The organism is Sphingomonas sp. (genome assembly GCF_029239295.1).
Lineage (GTDB): Bacteria > Pseudomonadota > Alphaproteobacteria > Sphingomonadales > Sphingomonadaceae > Sphingomonas.
Genome location: NZ_JAQZBC010000022.1, coordinates 1 through 18,456, shown reverse-complemented (window position 1 = coordinate 18,456; position 18,456 = coordinate 1). Strand labels below are relative to the sequence as shown.

Sequence of the window (18,456 nt, the reverse complement as noted above, 5' to 3'; positions counted from 1 at the left end):
CGGCGGCGCGACAGGTCAGAAGAAGCCCTGCGGTGGTTCTTCGAAGACCGGTTCGCGCTCTTCGCGGCGGCGCGGTGGGGGCGGGGGATCGGGACGTGCGATGCTGACCGATCCGTCGGGCCCGATCTGAAGATCCATGCCCAGCCCCTCGAGCTGCCCGGCGATCGGCGCAATTTCATTCTCGACATCGACCATCAGCCCGGCGTCGGGATCGACATCCTCGACCACCGGCGCCTTCACGACCGGCGCGAGATCGAGCGCGCTGACCATGAAGTTGCGCCAGATCTGCGCCGGGATGCCGCCGCCGTGTAGCCCGGGGTTGGGCGTATTGTCGTCATTGCCGACCCAAACGCCGACCACCAGATCCCCGGCAAAGCCGATGAACCAGGCGTCGCGGCCCGATTGTGACGTGCCCGTTTTGCCATAGGCGTCGACCGACAGCGCCGCTGCGCGGCCGGTGCCGCGCACGGATGCGGCCAGCAGGGTCAGCATGTCGTCATGGATTCGGCGCGGCATCGTCCGCTGCCCGTCGGTCAGCGCCTGATACCAGCTCTTGTCCGCGACGTTGCGCAAGCCGTGCGGCTGCACCGGATAGCGGCCGTCGGCCACCCCGGCAAAGGCGGCGGTAAGTTCCAGCAGCGATACTTCGGACGTGCCCAGGCCAATCGTCGCCTCGTTCGCGATCGGCGTGGTGATGCCGAGATCACGCGCGGCGCGGATCACGTTGCGCACGCCGACCTCCTGCGTCAGCCGCGCCGCGACCACGTTGGAGGATCGCTGGAACGCGCGTTGAAGCGTGATGTCGCCGAGATAGCGTCCGTCGTCGTTCTTCGGCTTCCAGCCGGCGATCTCCACCGGGGAATCGTCCACGGTTGTTTCCGGCGACATGCCCGCGCGCAAGGCAGCGAGATAGACGAACAGCTTGAACGTCGAACCCGGCTGGCGGCGCGCCTGCGTGGCGCGGTTGAAAGGGCTTTTCTTGTAATCGCGGCCCCCGACCATCGCGACCACTTCGCCATTGCGCTTCATCGCGACCAATGCGGCCTGCGCCTGGCGCAATCCGGCCTGACGGATGACGCGTTCGGCGTTGCGCTGCAGATCGCGGTCCAGCGTCGTGCGCACGGTCGCCTCGGTCTGCACCTCGCCGGCCTGGTCGCGCGCATCCGGCAGCACCCAATCGGCGAAATAGGTGCCGGTTGGCAGTTGCTGCGCGCGGCGCGCCTTCACCCGCTGCGGCTGAACGTCGGCGGCCTCGCTTTTGATCAGGAAGCCGGCATCGACCATCGCCGCGACGACGACCTTCTGCCGATCGCGCGCGCCCTTCAGGTTGCTGGTCGGCGCCAGTCGCGAGGGGGCCTTTACCAACCCCGCCAGCATTGCCGCCTGACCGATGTTCATCTTCTCCGGCTCACGCCCGAAATAATGGTTCGACGCGGCGCGCAGGCCATAGACGTTGTCGCCGAAATAGACGTTCGACAGATAGCGCGAGAGGATCTCGTCCTTGCTCAGCCATGCTTCCAGCCAGAAGGCGATGAACACCTCGCGGATCTTGCGCGCGGCGGTGCGATCGGAATCGAGAAAGGCGTTCTTGGCCAGCTGCTGCGTGATCGTGCTGCCGCCCTGGCGCACCCCGCCGGAGCCGAAATTGGCCCAGGCCGCGCGCGCAATGCCGCGCGGGTCGATGCCCCAGTGCGAATAGAAGCGGCGATCCTCAATCGCCATGAACGCCTCGCGCACATGCGCCGGCAGCTTTGCCGCGTCGACCGGTTCGGCAATGATCGCGCCGCGCCGGGCGATCGGCGTGCCGTCGGAGGCGGTCAGGGTGATCGATGGCGGGGTGGGCGGTTTCAGCGATTGCGACAGTGGCGCGGTGATCGCCAGCCAGATGATCGCGAGCACCAGCAGGATCACCGCGGCACCAATGCCGCGCATGATCCAGCGCATCGAAATGCGCGGCAGCGCCATCCGCGGGAAGCGCCGCGCCGCGCCCGGTTCGGGCTGCGCGGGCTCATCGCGCCATGCCGCGAAATCGGGCATGGGATCGCGCGGCTCGCCCGGCGCGTGATGGTAGCGGAGGCGGCCGCCGTCGTGCTGGCTGGGATCAAACGGATCAGGGCGCATGGAATCGTCTCGGCGGTCAGCCATCAGGCGTATTACTTTAGTATGACAGTTGCCGCAAGGATGCGCATCGTGCGAGGGATACAAGCATGAGCGGCGAAGAGAAAGCACTTCAATTGGACGACAGACCGTTGGTCGTGGGTATTGGCGGCACTATCGGCGGGGTTTCCTCCACCGAACGGGCACTACGGATCGCGCTGGAGGCGGCAGGCGAACAGGGTTTCCGCACGCGCCTGTTTGGCGGTGCCGATATGGCGAAATTTCCGCTCTATGACCCGAAGGCACCGGGCCGGACCGCCGAGGAGCAGGAGTTCGTCGATGCGGTGCGGGGCGCATCGGCATTGATCATCGCCTCGCCGGGCTATCACGGCAGCATTTCGGGCGTGGTGAAGAACGCGCTCGACCTTCTGGAAGAGACCGCGCGCGATACCGAGCGGACCTATCTTGCCGATATGCCGGTGGGGCTGATCGCCACCGCTTATGGATGGCAGGCGACGGGCTCGACGATCGCAGCATTGCGCTCGATCGTTCATGCACTGCGTGGATGGCCGACACCCTTTGCCGCCGCGATCAACAGCGCGCTTACCAAGTTCGATGCGGAAGGGGGCGCGAACGATCCCGCGGTGGTCGAGCAGCTTCGCATGGTGGGCAAGCAGGTCGCCCGGTTCGCGCCGCTCGCGCGCGGCTAGAACGCATTTGTAATCGGCGGGTTGGGAGGCTTCCTCCGCCCGCCGCGACGATGCGGCACGCCGCGACGCGGGGGCGATTTCGCCTGTCGCCTGGCGCCGGCGCTTCGTCGTGATCGCAACGTAACTTCTGTTATCTTGGCGTTGACAGCCCCGCCGCCGCTGGTCCACCTCCCTCCCATGAGCCGACGAGACGATCGGCAACGGATGCGATGGAGAGAGCGGGCATGGTGCTGACCAAGGGCGACGAATATCCTATTCACCAGACGGCCGAGCCGGTCGCCTATGCCGGCACGGACCGCAATTTCTACGACCGCTTCTTCTTTAACGGCTATGCTCCGGGCGCAAACGAGGACGGCTTCTTCGCCGCCGCGATGGGCGTCTATCCGCACATCAACATCATCGACGCGAGCTTCTGCTGGCTGAAGGACGGCAAGCAGGTGAACCTGCACGCCAGCCGCGGCCTCAACATGGAGCGGATGGATACGCAGGTGGGCGGTATCGCCGTCGAGGTGCTGGAGCCGCTGAAGTCGGTGAAGCTCAAGGTGGATTCGCCTGAGCACAAGATCCGCGCCGAACTCACCTTCATCGGCCGCGCCTTCCCGCTGGAAGAGCCGCGCTTCACCCGTCGCAACGGCCCGCGCGTGCTGATGGACGTGACGCGCATGACCCAGAACGGCAGCTATCAGGGCTGGATCGAGGTCGACGGCGTGCGAACGGAGGTGAATGGTTGGCTGGGCACGCGTGACCGCTCCTGGGGCGTTCGTCCCATCGGGGCGCCCGATGCGCAGCCGGCGAGCCCGCCGATCGCCCCACAATTCTTCTGGTTGTGGAGCCCCACCGCGATGGAGGACGGCGACTTCTACTTTCACACCAACGATGACGAGCATGGCCGCTTCTGGAACCGCCGCGCCGCGTGGAAGCCGCTGGGCGGCGGGATCGACGACGAAACGCATTTCGAATCCGACTATCAGGTGCAATGGAAGCAGGGCTCGCGCCACGCGCAGGCCGCCAGCGTCACACTGAAGGACGAAGAGGGCCAGGAGACGAAGGTCGAATTCGACCTTGGGCAGCAGTTCATGATGCTTGGCCTTGGCTATACCCATCCCAAGTGGAGCCACGGCCGGCACCAGGGTGACGGGTTGACCGTCGAGCGCGAGGATTTCGTCCCCGCCGAGATGGACCCGATGCAGCCGCATCATCTGCACATCCAGGCGCTCGCCACCGTCACCATGACCGGACCTGACGGCAAGGTGCGGCGCGGCAAGGGCGTGCTCGAACAGCTCGTGATGGGGCCGCACGCGCCGTCCGGCTTCAAGGGCGTGCTCGACCCGGCATGACGACACTGACCTCATCCGAGATCGAGGCCTATCTCTCCCGCGTCTGGGAACAGCCGGTGCGGGTTGCGGATCTTGCCAGGATCCCCGGCGGCGCCAGCCGTGAGACCTATCGCTTCGATGCCCATGCCGGGGCGGAAGTCCACCAGCTGATCCTGCGGCGCGAGCCGGCGAAGGGCTTGATCGATACCGAGAGCGCGACCGAGTTCCGCGCCTACCAAAGCGCGGCCGGCGTCGTTCCGGTGCCGCGGGCGGTGGCGCTGGAGCCCGATGGCGCCGAGCTTGGCCGGCCGTTCTTCATCATGGAGCGGATCGAGGGCGGCGAAGTGGCGGGCAGCTTCGCGCGTGATCCGTTCGGGGTGCACGGTGCTACGCTGGGCGAGGCGTTCTTCGGCGCACTCGGCCGGCTGGCGGCGCACGATCCGGCCGGGACGCCACTCGCCGATCACTCGCCGATGCCCCAGCCCGACCAATGTTGGCGCATTGCGCTCGATTATTGGGAAGGCGTGATCGAGGAGGATGCGCTTCAGCCGCAACCGATCGCGCGCGCCGCGATCCGCTGGCTGCGCGCCAATCCGCCGCCGCCGGCGCAGCGCGTCGCCATCGTCCATGGGGATTATCGTTCCGGCAACGTCATGCACGACGGCGCGGGCGGGATGCGCGCGATGTTCGATTGGGAGATGGCGCACCTAGGCGATCCGCTGGAGGATCTTGGCTGGGCGCTGGATCCGATCTGGGATCACTTCCTCCCGGGCGCCGCGAGCGGCATGCTGCCGCGGGCGGAGGCGATCGCAATCTGGGAGCGCGCCAGCGGGCTGACGGTCGATCCCGCGGCGATGCGGTGGTGGTCGCTGTTCGCATCGGTGAAGGGGATTGCGATCTGGCTGTCGGCGTTCCGCGAGTTCGTCGACGGCGGCCGGCAGGATCCGGTGCTCGCGGTGTCCGGCTGGTACACCGCGCGGCGGCAGGATGCGATCATCGCCGCCCAACTGGGCGGATCGGTGTTCGATCCGGTGCCCGTGCTTCCGACGAGCGATCTGGCGCAGGTGCTGATCGGTGCCGGGATCGCGGCAGCGGGCGCGGGCGAGAAGGTGGGCGCCACCGATGCGTTCGCTGGCTCGACGCTGACCGTCGCCGCACTGCTCGCGCTGCTCGGCGCACAGGAGGCAGAAAAGGCAGCTGCCTGGCGCCGCGCCGATATCGCCGACATGCGCCGCTTGCTCGGCGATGATGCGCCCGTCACCAATGAGGGCGAGACGCTGGATGCGCTGGACGGCGCCTGGGCGACGTTGGCCGAGGCGCTGATCGCGCATCATGACGAGGTGGCGCGCACCCGCGGTGACGAGCGGCCGCTGCTCGATTTCTATCGCGAGAGCGCCGCCCGGCGGGAGCTCGCCTGGCCGCTATGATCGACCTGCCGCTCACCGGAATCCGCGTGCTGGATGCCGTGCCCGGTGTGCTGGGGTCGGCCGCGCGGCTGCTCGGGGAATTGGGCGCGGAGGTGATCCGTGTCGAGCCGCGCGGCGGCGGCGCCGATCGACGCACCGGCACGATGATCGACGATGTGAGCCTCGACTTCATCGCCGCTAACCTCGGCAAGCGGGTGACCACGATCGATCTGCCGCAGGATCAGGATGACTTCCTAAAGCTGGCGGCCGACGCCGACATCCTGCTGGAGGCGCGGCTTTCGGGGCTCGATCACGCCGCGCTGCGCGCCGCCGCGCCGGGGCTGATCCATGTCGCGATCAGCGACTTCGGGACGCTTGGCCGATGGGCGGACTGGCAGGCAAGCGACGCGGTGCTTCATGCGCTGACGGGCGGGTTGTCGCGTTCCGGGCTACCCGATCGCCCGCCGTTGCTCCCGCCAGGCCGGCTCGCGCTGGAAACCGCCGGCTCGCAAGTCGTGGTCGCGACGCTGGGTGCGCTGATCCGCCGGCTTCGGACGGGTGAGGGCGATCACCTCGACATGACGCTGCTGGAATCGGCGATGCAAGCGCTGGATCCGGGCTTCGGGCTGAACGGCAGCGCGCAATCGGGGGTGCCAAGCTGGAAGCAGCCGCGCGGCCGCACCGACGAACGGTATCGCTACCCGATCCTCCCATGCGCGGATGGATTTGTGCGGCTGTGTGTCCTGGCACCGCGCCAGTGGCGCAGCATGTTCGCATGGCTGGGCGAGCCCGAGGAGTTCGCCGGGCCGGAGTGGGAGAAGCTGATGACGCGCTTCCGCTCAACCACGCTGCTGCCGGCGATCACCCGCTTCTTTGCCGACAAGACGCGAGCCCAGATCGAGGAGGAGGCCGCCCGGCGCGGCATCCCGGCGGCGGGCCTGCTAACCGTCGACGAAGCGATTGCGACGGCGCAGATGACCGCCCGCCGCGCCTTCGTGCCAGTGGAGATCGGGCCCGGCATCACCTTGCCCTTGCCCAACGGAACGATCGAGATCGACGGCGTGCGCGCCGGGGTGTCTCCGATGGGTACTGCGGGGCTAACGGGAACGACCTCCGCGGCGTTCGAAACGCCACGTTCCCGCTTCGATCCGCCGCCGCCCGCCGACGAGCCGCTGGCTGGCGTGCGAGTGCTCGACATGGGGATCATCGTCGTCGGCGGGGAAGCGGGGCGGCTGTTCGCCGATCTCGGCGCCGATGTGGTGAAGGTGGAGAATGCCGCCTTCCCGGACGGCCAGCGCCAGTCGCGTGACGATGACCCGGTCAGCCTCACCTTTGCGGCCGGCCACCGCAACAAGCGCGGCCTGTCGATCGACCTCAAATCCCCGGCGGGCAAGGCGCTGTTCCTCGATCTGGTGCGCCAGGCCGATGTGCTGCTGTCGAACTTCAAGCCCGGCACGCTCGACGCTCTGGGGCTGGACGCTGCGACGCTGGCGCAGGCCAATCCCCGGCTGGTCAGCGTCGACAGTTCGGCGTTTGGGCCGACCGGACCATGGTCGCGCCGGCTGGGCTATGGCCCGCTGGTGCGCGCCTCGGCTGGGCTCAGCAAGCAATGGACCTATCCCGGAGAGCCCGACAGCTTCTCCGATACCGTCACCGTTTATCCTGATCATGTCGCGGGGCGGATCAGTGCGATCGGCGCGCTGGCGCTGCTGATCCGGCGGATGCGGACCGGCGCTGGCGGCGCGGCGAGCATCAGCCAGGCGGAGGTGATGCTGGGGCACAAGGCGGTGGAGATCGCCGCGGTTGCGGCGCGGGAGCAGGGCCTGCGCGTCAGTGCCGATCCGAAGACGGACCTGCTGTTGCCGTGCGCCGGCGACGACGAATGGTGCGTCGTGACGCTGCGCGACTCGCGTGATCGGGAGACGGTTGAGGCGCTGGCCGGCGCGGACCCTGGACAATGGTCACGAACGCGCGCGCCTGATGAGGTGATGGCGCAGCTGCAGGCGCACGGGCTGGCGGCGGGCATGATGGTCCGCGTGGTCGACCTGCCCGATCTGCCCGGCTTTCGCACGCTCGGCACGTTCCGCACCGCCACCCATCATTTGTTGCCGGAGCCGTTCATCGTCGAAGGCGCGCTGACTCGCTTCGAGCGTGTGCCGCCGCCCGGCCAGCGGCCGGCGCCGCGCATCGGTGAGGACAGCGCCACCGTCATCAAGGATTGGCTGGGATGGAGCGACGACGCTGTCGCTTCCCTGCTGGCCGAAAAGATCATCGAACAGGCAGCATGAAAGGGATCAATATGGCCGAACTCGGCAACGAAGCCGTCACCGTCGAAACGCGCGGCAACGTGATGCTCATCACGATCAATCGCCCGGAAGCGCGCAATGCGGTCAATCGCTTCGTCCATGAGGGCGTCGGCGATGCGCTGGAGGCGGCGGACAAGGATCCAGAGATTCGCGTCGTCATCGTTACGGGCGCGGGCGACAAGTCCTTCTGTGCGGGCGCCGACCTCGTTGCGCTGTCACGCGGGGAGAGCCTGGCGCCGGACGACAAGACCAAGGCCGCCTGGGGCTTTGCCGGGATCGTCAGCCACGCCATTTCGAAGCCGGTGATCGCCGCGGTGAACGGCATGGCGCTGGGCGGCGGGCTCGAAATCACGCTGGCCTGCGATCTTGCCGTTGCAGTGGATGAGGCGAAGTTCGGCCTGCCCGAGCCCAAGCGCGGCCTGTTTGCGGCCGCGGGCGGTGTATTCCGGCTTCCGGAGCAATTGCCCAAGAAGATCGCGATGGAAATGATCCTGACCGGCGATCCGATCGATGCCAACCGCGCGCTGGAACTGGGCCTGATCAATGCGGTCGCGCCGCGCGAGCAGCTGCTCGACACCGCCTTCGCGCTGGCCGAGCGGATCGCCGTCAACGCGCCGCTTTCCGTACAGGCGTCGAAGCGGATGGCGCAGGGTATTTCGGACGGCAAGGTCGTGCGCGAGGAAGCCGCCTGGGCGCAGAACCGCGAGGAAACCAAGATCGTCTTCACCAGCGAGGATTCGCGCGAAGGCCCCAAGGCGTTCGCCGAGAAGCGCGCGCCGGTGTGGAAGGCGCGCTGAGCATGGCGGCTGACCCGGACAAGGTCGCCGTCATCGTCGGGGTCGGGCAGGTCAATGACCGCCCGGCCGATCCGATGGCGGGCAAGGATGCGCTGGGCCTGATGATCGCCGCGCTGGAGGAGGCCGAGAAGGACGCCGGCGGCGGCTGGCTGGGCGACGTGGAATCGGTCGCGGTCGTGCAGCAGATCAGCTTCCGCAAGGATAATCCGCTGGCGCAGAAGGTGGCGGACGGGATCGGATCGAAGGCGGGAATCGTCTATGAATCGGTCGGCCCCAATGGCGACAGCCCAATCCTGCTGCTGAACGAGGCGGCGAACCGCATCGCCCGCGGCGAGATCAGGATCGCGGCGGTGACGGGCGGCGAGGCCCTGCGCACCGCGAGCCAGCGCGCGGCGATCGCGGCGAAGACGAGCGTTGCGGACCAGAACCCGCTGCGTAACCTCAGCAAGGGCGCGAAGCCCGGTTACCGCCAGATCTATGGCCTGGCGACGCCGGTCGACGTTTATCCGCTGTACGAGAATGCCGGGCGCGCGGCCTACGGCCAGACGCTGGAGGAAGGGCAACGCGAATCGGGCGAGATCTGGTCGCGCTTCTCCGAAGTGGCGGCGCAGACGCCGGCGGCGTGGATCCATGCGCCCAAGTCGCCGCAGGAGATCGTCGAGCCGACCGCGGACAATCGCCCGATCGCTTTCCCTTACACCAAGCTGATGGTGGCCAATTCGAGCGTCAATCAGGGCGCGGGCTTCATCGTCACCAGCCTGGCCGAGGCGCGGCGGCGCGGCGTGCCGGAGGAGCGGATCATCTATGTCGGTCGCGGCGTCAGCGCGCATGAGGCGGACGATTTCCTTGCTCGCGATCGCTACGACAAGTCGCCGAGCATGGAAGTGTGCCTGAAGCGCACGCTTGAGTTCAACGAGGTGACGGCGGACGATCTCGATCTGGTGGAGCTCTATTCCTGCTTCCCCTGTGTGCCCAAGATGGCGCGGCGAGTGATCGGCTGGCCGGTGGAGAAGCAGGCGACGGTGTTCGGCGGGTTGACCTTCGGCGGCGGGCCGATCGGCAATTACATGGCGCATGCCGTGGCCGAGATGGTCGATGCCCTGCGCGCGGGCGAGGGCGAGAAGGGCCTGCTGTTCGCCAATGGCGGCTTTGCTACGCACAACCACGCGATCGTGCTCGGCACCCAGCCGCTGCCCGGCGCTGGCGAGGTGCATGAGTTCGACCTGCAGGCCGAAGCGGATGGCGCGCGTGGGCCCGTGCCGGAGCTGGTGAAGGACTATACTGGGCCGGGCGAGGTCGAGACCTACACCGTCTTCTACAACCGCGATGGTTCGGCGAAGGCGGGCGTGGTGGTGGCGAAGCTGCCCGATGGCAAACGCACGCTGGCGCAGGTGCCGGGCAGCGACGCGGCAACGATCGCTTTCCTCAGCGATGGCAGTGCCGAACCGGTGGGAACGCCGGGTGAAGTGGTCGCCGAGGGTGAGCTGATGGTGTGGAAACGCGCCTGACGCCGTCATCGTGGGACGGAGCCTGGGGATGATTTGGGCGTTGCACTTCCGCCGCGGCATCGACTAATCGCGGCGGTGCCCTCCCCAGGCGCTGTTGGTAACGTCAGGAGGATTCCCCCATGCAGACCCGCGCCGGCCTTTCGGTCGATGATCGCCTCGCCGCCTTTGTCGAGGAGGAGGCGCTTGCCGGCACCGGCATTGCGGCGGACGCCTTCTGGCAGGGCGCGGCGGCGATCTTCGATCGCTTCACGCCCGAGAACAAGGCGCTGCTCGCCCGGCGCGAAGAGCTGCAGGCGACGATCGACCAGCGCTATATGGCGGGCGAGCCGGTCGACGAGGCGTTCCTGACCGAGATCGGCTATCTCGTCCCCGAGCCGGCGCCGTTCACCGTCGGCACCGAAAATGTCGATGCCGAGATCGCCACCATGGCCGGGCCGCAGCTGGTGGTGCCCAGCCTCAACGCCCGCTTCGTGCTGAACGCGGCCAATGCGCGCTGGGGCAGCTTGTATGACGCGCTGTATGGCACGGATGCGCTGCCGGGGAAGGCGAAGCCGGGCGGCTATGATGCGGAACGCGGCGCTGAGGTGATCGCGCGAGCGAGGACGTTCCTCGACGAGACGCTGCCGGGCTGGGAAGCGGCGCTGACCGGCGGTGACTGCCCGCATCGCTTCGCCACGTTCGATAAGGGCGTGATGTTCGTCCACAACGGGCTGCACATCGAGATCGTGGTCGATCGCGACCACCCGATCGGCAAGACGGACCCGCTGGGGATCGCCGACGTGATTCTCGAATCCGCGCTGACCACCATTGTCGACCTGGAGGACTCGGTCGCCGCCGTCGACGCTGAGGATAAGGTTGCGGCCTATCGCAACTGGCTGGGCCTGATGCGCGGCGATCTGGTCGAGACGTTCGAAAAGAATGGCGCGACGCTGACGCGCAAGCTCGCCGGCGACCGGACGTATCAATCGCCGAGCGGCTCCAGCTTCACGCTGCCGGGTCGCTCGCTGCTGTTCGTGCGCAACGTCGGCCATCTGATGACGACGCCCGCGATCCGGCTGGCCGATCGCAGCGAGGCGCCGGAGGGCGTGCTTGACGCGATCGTCACGTCGCTGGTCGGGCTGCATGACCTGAAGCGGCTCGGCGCCCTGCAGAACAGCCGCGCAGGATCGATCTATATCGTGAAGCCCAAGATGCACGGGCCGGACGAGGCGGCGTTCACCAACCGGTTGTTCGATGCGGTGGAGGACCTGCTGGGTCTCGCGCGGCACACGATCAAGGTGGGCGTGATGGACGAGGAGCGCCGCACCTCCGCCAATCTCGCCGCGTGCATCCATGCGGTGCGTGACCGGATCGCCTTCATCAACACCGGCTTCCTCGATCGCACTGGCGACGAGATCCACACCGCGATGCGCGGCGGTGCGGTGATCCGTAAGACGGAGATGAAGGGCGCCGAATGGATCAAGGCCTATGAGGATCGCAACGTGCGCATCGGCCTTGCCTGCGGCCTCAGCGGCAAGGCGCAGATCGGCAAGGGCATGTGGGCCGCGCCCGACATGATGGCCGACATGCTGGAGCAGAAGATCGCGCATCCCAAGAGCGGCGCGAATACCGCCTGGGTGCCATCGCCAACGGCGGCGACGCTCCACGCGCTGCATTATCACCAGGTCGATGTGTTCGCGCGGCAGAAGGAGATCGCGGGCGAGGCGCCGCCGCCGCTCGCAAAGCTGCTGACGGTGCCGTTCGCGGCACCGGGTCGCAACTGGACGCCGGAGGAGATCCGCGAGGAGCTGGACAACAATTGTCAGGGGATCCTGGGCTATGTCGTGCGCTGGATCGACCAGGGCGTCGGCTGTTCCAAGGTTCCCGACATCCATGACGTGGGGCTGATGGAGGACCGCGCGACGCTGCGCATTTCCTCGCAGCATATCGCCAACTGGCTGCTCCACGGTGTGTGCACCGAGGGCGAGGTGGATGAGGCGCTCGGCCGCATGGCGAAAAAGGTCGACGCGCAGAATGCCGGCGATCCGCTGTATCGCCCGCTCGACTGGGATGGCCATGCCTTCCGCGCGGCGCGCGCGCTGATCTTCGAAGGGGTGGAGCAGCCGTCGGGCTACACCGAGCCGCTGCTCCATCGTTTCCGCCAGGCCGCCAAGGCGGGCTGATCGCGGCCACCCGCTGCTCTCCGGCGCACGACCGGGGAGCAGCGGGGTGGTGCACAAGCGGCGGGTGGCAATCGCGACGGTGGCATTATCGTGACACCACCGCTAAAGGGCCGCGCATCCACCACTGCCAAGAGCATCGCCGAGCCCCATGCGCGTAGCCGTCGCTTCCGATCACGCCGCCGTGTCGCTGAAGGCGACGCTTGTCGCCTGGCTGCGCGAGGCCGGGCATGATGTGCTGGACCTTGGGCCCGACACGGACACGCGGGTCGATTATCCCGATTACGGATACAAGCTGGCCGAGGCGGTCGCTGCCGGCAATGCTGAGCGCGGGATCGCGCTTTGCGGTTCGGGCATCGGCATCTCCATCGCGGTGAACCGCAATCCAGCGCTTCGCTGCGCGCTCGTTTCCGACCCGCTCGCCGCAGCCCTGTCGCGCGAGCATAATGACGCCAACGCCATCGCCATGGGCGCCCGCCTGATCGGCGAGGACATGGCCAAGGCCTGCGTCACCGCTTTCCTCGACACCGCCTTTGCCGGCGGCCGCCACGCCCCCCGCGTCGACAAGCTCGGCGCGCCTGCTTTCGAAAAGGAGCCAGCATGAGCACCAATCCGACCACGCTGAACGAGGCGAACGCGCCTTATGCTGTCGACGCCGGCTTCTTCACCCGCGGCCTCTCCGATGCCGACGCGGCGGTGTTCGCCGGCGTCGAGCATGAGCTTGACCGTGAGCAGACGCAGATCGAGCTGATCGCCTCCGAGAACATCGTCTCCAAGGCAGTGCTGGAGGCGCAGGGCAGCGTCTTCACCAACAAATATGCCGAGGGCTATCCGGGTAAGCGCTACTACCAGGGCTGCCACCCGTCGGACGAGGTGGAGCAGCTGGCGATCGATCGCGCGAAGCAGCTGTTCAACTGCGGTTTCGTCAATGTGCAGCCGCATTCGGGCGCGCAGGCGAACGGCGCGGTGATGCTCGCGCTGGTGAAGCCGGGCGACACCATCATGGGCCTCAGCCTGGATTCGGGCGGCCATCTGACGCACGGCGCACGCGCGGCGATGAGCGGCAAGTGGTTCAACGCGGTGCAGTACGGCGTTACGCCCGACACGCACCTCATCGACTATGACGCGGTCGAGAAGCAGGCGATCGAGACTCAGCCCAAGCTGATCATCGCGGGCGGTTCTGCCTACCCGCGCCACATCGATTTTGCCCGCTTCCGCGCCATCGCGGACAAGGTCGGCGCGTACTTCATGGTCGACATGGCACATTTCGCCGGGCTGGTTGCCGGCGGCGTCCACCCCACCCCGTTCGGCCACGCCCATGTCGTGACGACCACCACGCACAAGACGCTGCGTGGGCCACGCGGCGGCATGATCCTGACCGATGACGAGGCGATCGCGAAGAAGATCAACTCGGCGGTGTTCCCGGGCCTTCAGGGTGGTCCGCTGATGCATGTCATCGCCGCGAAGGCGGTGGCGTTTGGCGAGGCGCTGCAGCCCGAGTTCAAAAATTATGCGGCGGCCGTCGTCGAGAACGCCCATGTGCTTGCCGCAACGCTTAAGGAGCGCGGTGCCGCGATCGTTTCGGGCGGCACCGACACGCATCTGGCGCTGGTCGACCTCACCCCGCTGGGCGTGACCGGCAAGGATGCGGACGAGGCGCTGGAGCGTGCCGGCATCACCTGCAACAAGAACGGCATCCCCAACGATCCGCTGCCGCCGGTGAAGACCAGCGGCATCCGCGTCGGAACGCCGGCCGGCACGACCCGCGGCTTCGGTACGGCCGAGTTCCGCAAAATCGGCAACATGGTCGCCGACGTGCTGGACGGTCTCGCCAAGAAGGGCGAAAAGGGCGATGCCGAGGTCGAGGCGGCCGTGCGGGAACGAGTTCGCGCGCTGTGCGCTCGTTTCCCCATCTACAAGTGAGGTGAACGTGTCCAAGATCGACGAAGTCCAGACCACCGTCCAGAACACGCCGGGGCTCGGCAAGAAGATGGCGAAATATGGTGCGATCGGCGCCGTCATCGCCATCCCGGTGCCGTTCGTCGGCCCGGTGCTGGGCGCCCTTGTCGGCGCCGGCGTCGCCTATGCTCGGCGGGACAAGATCTGATCCTGTTATCCTGCGTCCCTGTCGCGGTTGCGGCGGGGGCGTATAACCAAAAGAGTTGAACGATGCGCTGCCCCTTCTGCGGCCATGATGCGAGTCAGGTGAAGGACAGCCGGCCGACCGACGATGGCGCCGCGATCCGTCGTCGTCGCCAGTGTGAGGGCTGCGCCGCGCGCTTCACTACCTTTGAACGCATTCAACTGCGCGAACTGACGGTGGTGAAGTCGGAGGATCGCCGCGAGCCGTTCGAGCGCGAGAAGCTGCTGCGGTCGATCGGCATCGCCGCGCGCAAGCGGCCGCTGGACGGACTTGCGATCGAGCGGCTGGTCAGCGGCATTCAGCGCCAGCTGGAAACCAGCGGCGAGGCGGAGGTCACGTCGAAGCGGATCGGCGAAATGGTCATGGAGGCGCTGAAGGGCCTCGATTCGGTCGCCTATATCCGCTTCGCCAGCGTCTATCGCGATTTCAGCGAAGCGCGCGATTTTGAGGAATTTGCTGGCAGCGTCGAGGAAGCGGCACGCGGCTGAGGGCCGCCGGCCGCCTCGCGATACTTGTCGAAGGCTCCCCTCGGCGGATAGGCGCAGGCGATGGTTTCTTCCCCACCCCCCGTGATCGTGCTCGTCCGCCCGCAATTGGGCGAGAATATCGGCAAGGCGGCACGCGCGATGCTCAATTTCGGGCTGACCGAGATGCGCCTCGTCGCGCCGCGTGACGGATGGCCGAACCCTGCTGCCGGCCCAGCGGCATCAGGCGCCGATATCGTGCTGGCGCAGGCGCAGGTGTTCGAAACCGTCGCCGACGCAGTGGCGGATTGTCCGAACGTCTATGCCACCACGGTGCGCAAGCGCGGCGTCACCAAGCCAGTGGTCACGCCTGAAGAAGCCGCGGCGACCATGCGCAGCGCCAGCGGTCGCAGTGCGATCCTGTTCGGACCGGAGCGTTCGGGGTTGGAGACGGACGATGTGGCGCTCGCCCGCACGATCCTGACCGTGCCGATCAATCCCGAATTCGGCAGCCTCAATCTGGCGCAGGCGGTGATCCTGGTCGCTTATGAATGGTCGAAGGGTGAGGCGCTGGTGTCTCCCCCCGAAGTCACGCTCGATCCGCCCGCCCCGCAGGAGGATCTGGAAGGACTGATCGGACAGCTCGACACGATGCTGGTGCAGGCTAACTTCTTCTTCCCGCCAGATCGCACGCCAGCGACCCGCCGGACACTGCGCACGCTGCTGACAAAGCCTGGCTGGACCACGCAGGAAGTGCGCACGATGCGCGGCGTGCTGTCGGCGCTGGCAGGCTCGAAGGCGAAGCGCAGCGGCTGACGCTGCCTGGCGTGCGTCTCGTTCAGAGGCGGACGAACAGCGTCAATGAGGCGACATGCGCCATGTTCACGCCGCGGCCGGGCGCATCGCGGGTCTGGTTGAGATAGCCCGCTTCCACCGTCGATTTGCCCGGTAGCGGTATTTCCACGCCAACAAATGTGCGCACCTGGTCAAAGCCGGTCACGCCGCCCCAATCGGCTGATTTCAGCCCGACGAAGCCCTCCACCGACCCCAGCGCCGCGACACGCCTCGTGCCCGGTGCCAGTGGATATTCGAAGCGCATCATCTGGCGCGCGCGCAGCGACATGCCATCGCCATCGGAGCGCCAGCGCTGTTCCAGCCGGGTGCGCGATTGCACCTCCAGCCGGCCGATCTTGCCGACATTCCACGTCACCTGCTGGAACAACCGGTCCTCGTTGCGATCGGGCCCGTTTTCCAGCGGCTCGATGACGTGGGCATAGCCTTGGTACACGGTCACGGTCGGCGAGATTTCATAGCCAATCGCTGGCCGCAGCAGCACCTGTGACAGCCGGGATACGCCATCGGTGACGCGCGGCTGCACCTCCGCGAAATAGACCAACGGGCCGGACACGCGGCCCATCACGGTGGCGTTGACCCACAGCGCCTCGTCATGGCTGGTCTGCGCGGCCGCGGGCGCGGCCGCGATGGTCGTCAATATGGCAAGGGTAAGGGCCGGAAACAGGGTGCGCGACATGGCGAGGTCTCTAGCCTCGCCCTCCTCAACTTGTCATGGTTCATCGCGTAACAGCAATAAAACGTCAGGAGACAGTGGATGCCCGAATTTCGCATGATCGATACGGGTCGGGTCCGGCTGCGTGTTGCGGTGGAGGGCGCGGGTCCATTGGTACTGATGGTGCATGGTTTCCCGGAGAGCTGGTATTCCTGGCGGCACCAGCTTGGGCCGGTGGCGGCGGCCGGCTTCACTGCGGCGGCGATCGACGTGCGCGGCTACGGGCAATCCGACCGGCCGGGGCTGGTCGAGGATTATGCGATGGAGCATCTGGTGTCGGATATCGCCGCCGTCGCCGATGCCTTTCAGCCCGATCCCGCGATCCTCGTCGGGCATGATTGGGGGGCGCCGCAGGTATGGAATGCCGCACTGACCCGGCCTGAGCGGTTCAAGGCGGTGGCCGCGCTGTCCGTTCCCTACGCCGGGGTGCCCGCCCGCCCGTTCACCGATGTGTTCCGGCAGGCGTTCACCAGCAAGGGGCGCTTCTTCTACCAGGAATGGTTCCAGGCGGTCGGCCCGGCGGAGGAGGAGGCGCAGCGCGACGTGCGCGATTTCCTGCGCAAATTCTATTACGGCATTTCGGGCGACGCACCCGACGGCACCTGGCCCACCAAGGCGGCCGGCGCGACGCTGTTGGAAGGGATGGTCGATCCCGATCCGTTCCCCGCGTGGCTGACGCCCCACGATCTGGACTATTACGTCAGCGAATTCGTCCGCTCCGGCTTCTTCGGGCCGATCAGCCGCTATCGCAACCATGAGCGGGATTTCGACTGGTTGCAGCCGTACAAGGATCGCCGGATCGAGCAGCCAGCGCTGTTCATCGGCGGCACGCGCGATCCTGCGACCACATTGTTCGGTGCGGTCGCCGATCCGATCGCGCTGATGCGCCCGCATGTGCCGGGAGTGGAGGGTCATCTGCTAGAGGGGTGCGGCCACTGGACGCAGCAGGAGCGGCCGGAGGAGGTCAACCGGCTGCTGGTGGAGTGGCTCGGCCGCGTGCGGTGACGGCGGCGTGATGCGGCGGGGGCGCTTGCGACAAGCGGTGGATCGGGCGGCGCGCGGTGCTTCGCGCGATTGACCGGCCGATCGCGCGCCGCGTCGCGCGCACGCTGACCGCGCAGGGCTATGCCCAGGTGGTGACGGTGGTGGTGCAATTGGCGCTGGTGCCGATATTGCTGCGGGCCTGGGGCACGCCGCTCTACGGCGCCTGGCTGCTGCTGTCCGCCGTCCCCTTTTACCTCACCTTCAGTGATGCCGGGCTGACATTCGTCGCCAAGAACGCGATGGTCATTGCGGTGGCGGCGGGGCGGCGGGACGAGGCGCTGCGGGTTTTCCAGACGGTCTTCGCATTGCTCTGCGCCCTGCTACCCGCGCTGCTCGCAGCAAGCGCCGGCCTGATATTGTTGCTTGATCCGGCCGCGCTGCTGGGGCTCCCCGGTGTCACGGCGGCGACCGCGCGGGCGACGCTGCTGCTGCTCGCGCTCAACATCATCCTGTATCAACTGTTCCTGCTGGTCTGCGCCGGCATTCGCGCGGAGAATCGCTCGGCGAGCGAAGTGATTTGGGCGGCAACCGCGCGGCTGGGGGAGGGCGCGGCCGTTGCGGCGGCGGCACTGGCGGGTGGCGGCCTGGTAGCCGCCGCCGCCGCAATGGTCGCGGTACGCCTGTTGTTTCTGCTGGCGGCGTATCGCTGGCTGCGGGGCGCGGCGCGCTGGCTGACGCTTGGCTGGGGAAGGGCCGACCGCGTAACCGCATCCGCGCTATGGCGACCGGCCGCCGCCTATATGGCAATGCCGATCGGTCATGCGCTGCTGCTGCAGGGGCCGGTGCTGGTCGCGGGCAGCCTGTTGGGGGCGGGCGCCACCGTCGCCTTCGCCACCACGGGTACCGTGGCGCGACTGGGCACGGCGGGGATCAACATGATCAACAACAGTGTGGTCAGCGAATATGCCGCGCTTCATGGCAAGGGCGACCGCAAGGCTG

At 67.4% G+C, this 18,456-nt stretch carries 15 protein-coding genes and 1 pseudogene; 14 read left to right on the top strand and 2 right to left on the bottom strand.

Annotated elements, in window-relative coordinates; genetic code table 11:
- Positions 1-15: 15 nt before the first annotated feature.
- On the bottom strand, positions 16-2,145 hold the full coding sequence (locus K0S66_RS15550; RefSeq protein WP_301076388.1) for a transglycosylase domain-containing protein: 2,130 nt from the start codon (positions 2,143-2,145) through the stop codon (positions 16-18).
- Between the two features lie 89 nt (positions 2,146-2,234).
- Between K0S66_RS15550 and K0S66_RS15545 the strand changes: the two genes are divergently transcribed.
- The 12 genes from K0S66_RS15545 to K0S66_RS15490 all read left to right on the top strand — a co-directional run bounded on the left by K0S66_RS15545 (position 2,235) and on the right by K0S66_RS15490 (position 15,722).
- On the top strand, positions 2,235-2,807 hold the full coding sequence (locus K0S66_RS15545; protein ID WP_301076387.1) for an NAD(P)H-dependent oxidoreductase: 573 nt from the start codon (positions 2,235-2,237) through the stop codon (positions 2,805-2,807).
- Positions 2,808-3,031: 224 nt separating this feature from the next.
- A complete protein-coding gene (locus K0S66_RS15540; protein ID WP_301076386.1) occupies positions 3,032-4,144 on the top strand; it encodes a hypothetical protein in 1,113 nt (370 codons plus the stop codon).
- Positions 4,141-5,550: a phosphotransferase family protein gene (locus K0S66_RS15535; RefSeq protein WP_301076385.1), complete on the top strand. Its 1,410-nt coding sequence runs from the start codon at positions 4,141-4,143 to the stop codon at positions 5,548-5,550. Before K0S66_RS15540 ends, K0S66_RS15535 begins: the two co-directional genes overlap by 4 nt.
- Complete coding sequence (locus K0S66_RS15530) at positions 5,547-7,817, top strand: CoA transferase (RefSeq protein WP_301076384.1); 2,271 nt, start codon at positions 5,547-5,549, stop codon at positions 7,815-7,817. The genes K0S66_RS15535 and K0S66_RS15530 overlap by 4 nt, the downstream gene beginning before the upstream one ends.
- The gene (locus K0S66_RS15525) at positions 7,814-8,632 is read left to right on the top strand and encodes a crotonase/enoyl-CoA hydratase family protein (protein ID WP_301076383.1); all 819 of its coding nucleotides are present in this window, start codon (positions 7,814-7,816) and stop codon (positions 8,630-8,632) included. Before K0S66_RS15530 ends, K0S66_RS15525 begins: the two co-directional genes overlap by 4 nt.
- A 2-nt stretch (positions 8,633-8,634) precedes the next feature.
- Positions 8,635-10,140, top strand: a complete 1,506-nt coding sequence (locus K0S66_RS15520; protein WP_301076382.1) for an acetyl-CoA acetyltransferase — start codon at positions 8,635-8,637, stop codon at positions 10,138-10,140.
- 119 nt (positions 10,141-10,259) lie between these two features.
- Positions 10,260-12,302 (top strand): malate synthase G, encoded by a 2,043-nt coding sequence (locus K0S66_RS15515; protein ID WP_301076381.1) that lies wholly within the window; start codon positions 10,260-10,262, stop codon positions 12,300-12,302.
- Positions 12,303-12,450: 148 nt separating this feature from the next.
- Positions 12,451-12,903, top strand: a complete 453-nt coding sequence (rpiB, locus tag K0S66_RS15510; protein WP_301076380.1) for a ribose 5-phosphate isomerase B — start codon at positions 12,451-12,453, stop codon at positions 12,901-12,903.
- Positions 12,900-14,222 carry a serine hydroxymethyltransferase gene (gene glyA, locus K0S66_RS15505; RefSeq protein ID WP_301076379.1) on the top strand — a complete coding sequence of 441 codons (1,323 nt, stop codon included), beginning with the start codon at positions 12,900-12,902 and terminating at the stop codon, positions 14,220-14,222. Before rpiB ends, glyA begins: the two co-directional genes overlap by 4 nt.
- 1 nt (position 14,223) lies before the next feature.
- Entirely contained in the window at positions 14,224-14,406 is a 183-nt protein-coding gene (locus K0S66_RS15500) for a hypothetical protein (RefSeq protein WP_301076378.1), read from the top strand.
- Between the two features lie 62 nt (positions 14,407-14,468).
- A complete protein-coding gene (gene nrdR, locus K0S66_RS15495; RefSeq protein WP_301076377.1) occupies positions 14,469-14,930 on the top strand; it encodes a transcriptional regulator NrdR in 462 nt (153 codons plus the stop codon).
- Between the two features lie 60 nt (positions 14,931-14,990).
- Entirely contained in the window at positions 14,991-15,722 is a 732-nt protein-coding gene (locus tag K0S66_RS15490) for a TrmH family RNA methyltransferase (RefSeq protein ID WP_301076376.1), read from the top strand.
- A 22-nt stretch (positions 15,723-15,744) separates the two neighbouring features.
- Here the strand turns inward: K0S66_RS15490 and K0S66_RS15485 are convergent, their stop codons facing one another.
- Positions 15,745-16,437, bottom strand: coding sequence for a DUF2490 domain-containing protein (locus K0S66_RS15485; RefSeq protein ID WP_301076375.1), 693 nt, complete (start codon positions 16,435-16,437; stop codon positions 15,745-15,747).
- 78 nt (positions 16,438-16,515) lie between these two features.
- Here K0S66_RS15485 and K0S66_RS15480 point away from each other — a divergent pair, with 78 nt between their 5' ends.
- Positions 16,516-17,478 (top strand): alpha/beta hydrolase, encoded by a 963-nt coding sequence (locus K0S66_RS15480; RefSeq protein WP_301076374.1) that lies wholly within the window; start codon positions 16,516-16,518, stop codon positions 17,476-17,478.
- Between the two features lie 56 nt (positions 17,479-17,534).
- Positions 17,535-18,456, top strand: a pseudogene (locus tag K0S66_RS15475) (teichoic acid transporter); the annotation flags it as partial.

Excerpts from the sequence above, each read along its gene's own strand:
- K0S66_RS15550 (WP_301076388.1), bottom strand. The coding sequence starts at position 2,145 with ATGGCTGACCGCCGAGACGATTCCATGCGCCCTGATCCGTTTGATCCC.
- K0S66_RS15540 (WP_301076386.1), top strand. The coding sequence starts at position 3,032 with ATGGTGCTGACCAAGGGCGACGAATATCCTATTCACCAGACGGCCGAG.
- K0S66_RS15535 (WP_301076385.1), top strand. The coding sequence starts at position 4,141 with ATGACGACACTGACCTCATCCGAGATCGAGGCCTATCTCTCCCGCGTC.
- K0S66_RS15530 (WP_301076384.1), top strand. The coding sequence starts at position 5,547 with ATGATCGACCTGCCGCTCACCGGAATCCGCGTGCTGGATGCCGTGCCC.
- K0S66_RS15525 (WP_301076383.1), top strand. The coding sequence starts at position 7,814 with ATGAAAGGGATCAATATGGCCGAACTCGGCAACGAAGCCGTCACCGTC.
- K0S66_RS15520 (WP_301076382.1), top strand. The coding sequence starts at position 8,635 with ATGGCGGCTGACCCGGACAAGGTCGCCGTCATCGTCGGGGTCGGGCAG.
- K0S66_RS15515 (WP_301076381.1), top strand. The coding sequence starts at position 10,260 with ATGCAGACCCGCGCCGGCCTTTCGGTCGATGATCGCCTCGCCGCCTTT.
- rpiB (WP_301076380.1), top strand. The coding sequence starts at position 12,451 with ATGCGCGTAGCCGTCGCTTCCGATCACGCCGCCGTGTCGCTGAAGGCG.
- glyA (WP_301076379.1), top strand. The coding sequence starts at position 12,900 with ATGAGCACCAATCCGACCACGCTGAACGAGGCGAACGCGCCTTATGCT.
- nrdR (WP_301076377.1), top strand. The coding sequence starts at position 14,469 with ATGCGCTGCCCCTTCTGCGGCCATGATGCGAGTCAGGTGAAGGACAGC.
- K0S66_RS15490 (WP_301076376.1), top strand. The coding sequence starts at position 14,991 with ATGGTTTCTTCCCCACCCCCCGTGATCGTGCTCGTCCGCCCGCAATTG.
- K0S66_RS15485 (WP_301076375.1), bottom strand. The coding sequence starts at position 16,437 with ATGTCGCGCACCCTGTTTCCGGCCCTTACCCTTGCCATATTGACGACC.
- K0S66_RS15480 (WP_301076374.1), top strand. The coding sequence starts at position 16,516 with ATGCCCGAATTTCGCATGATCGATACGGGTCGGGTCCGGCTGCGTGTT.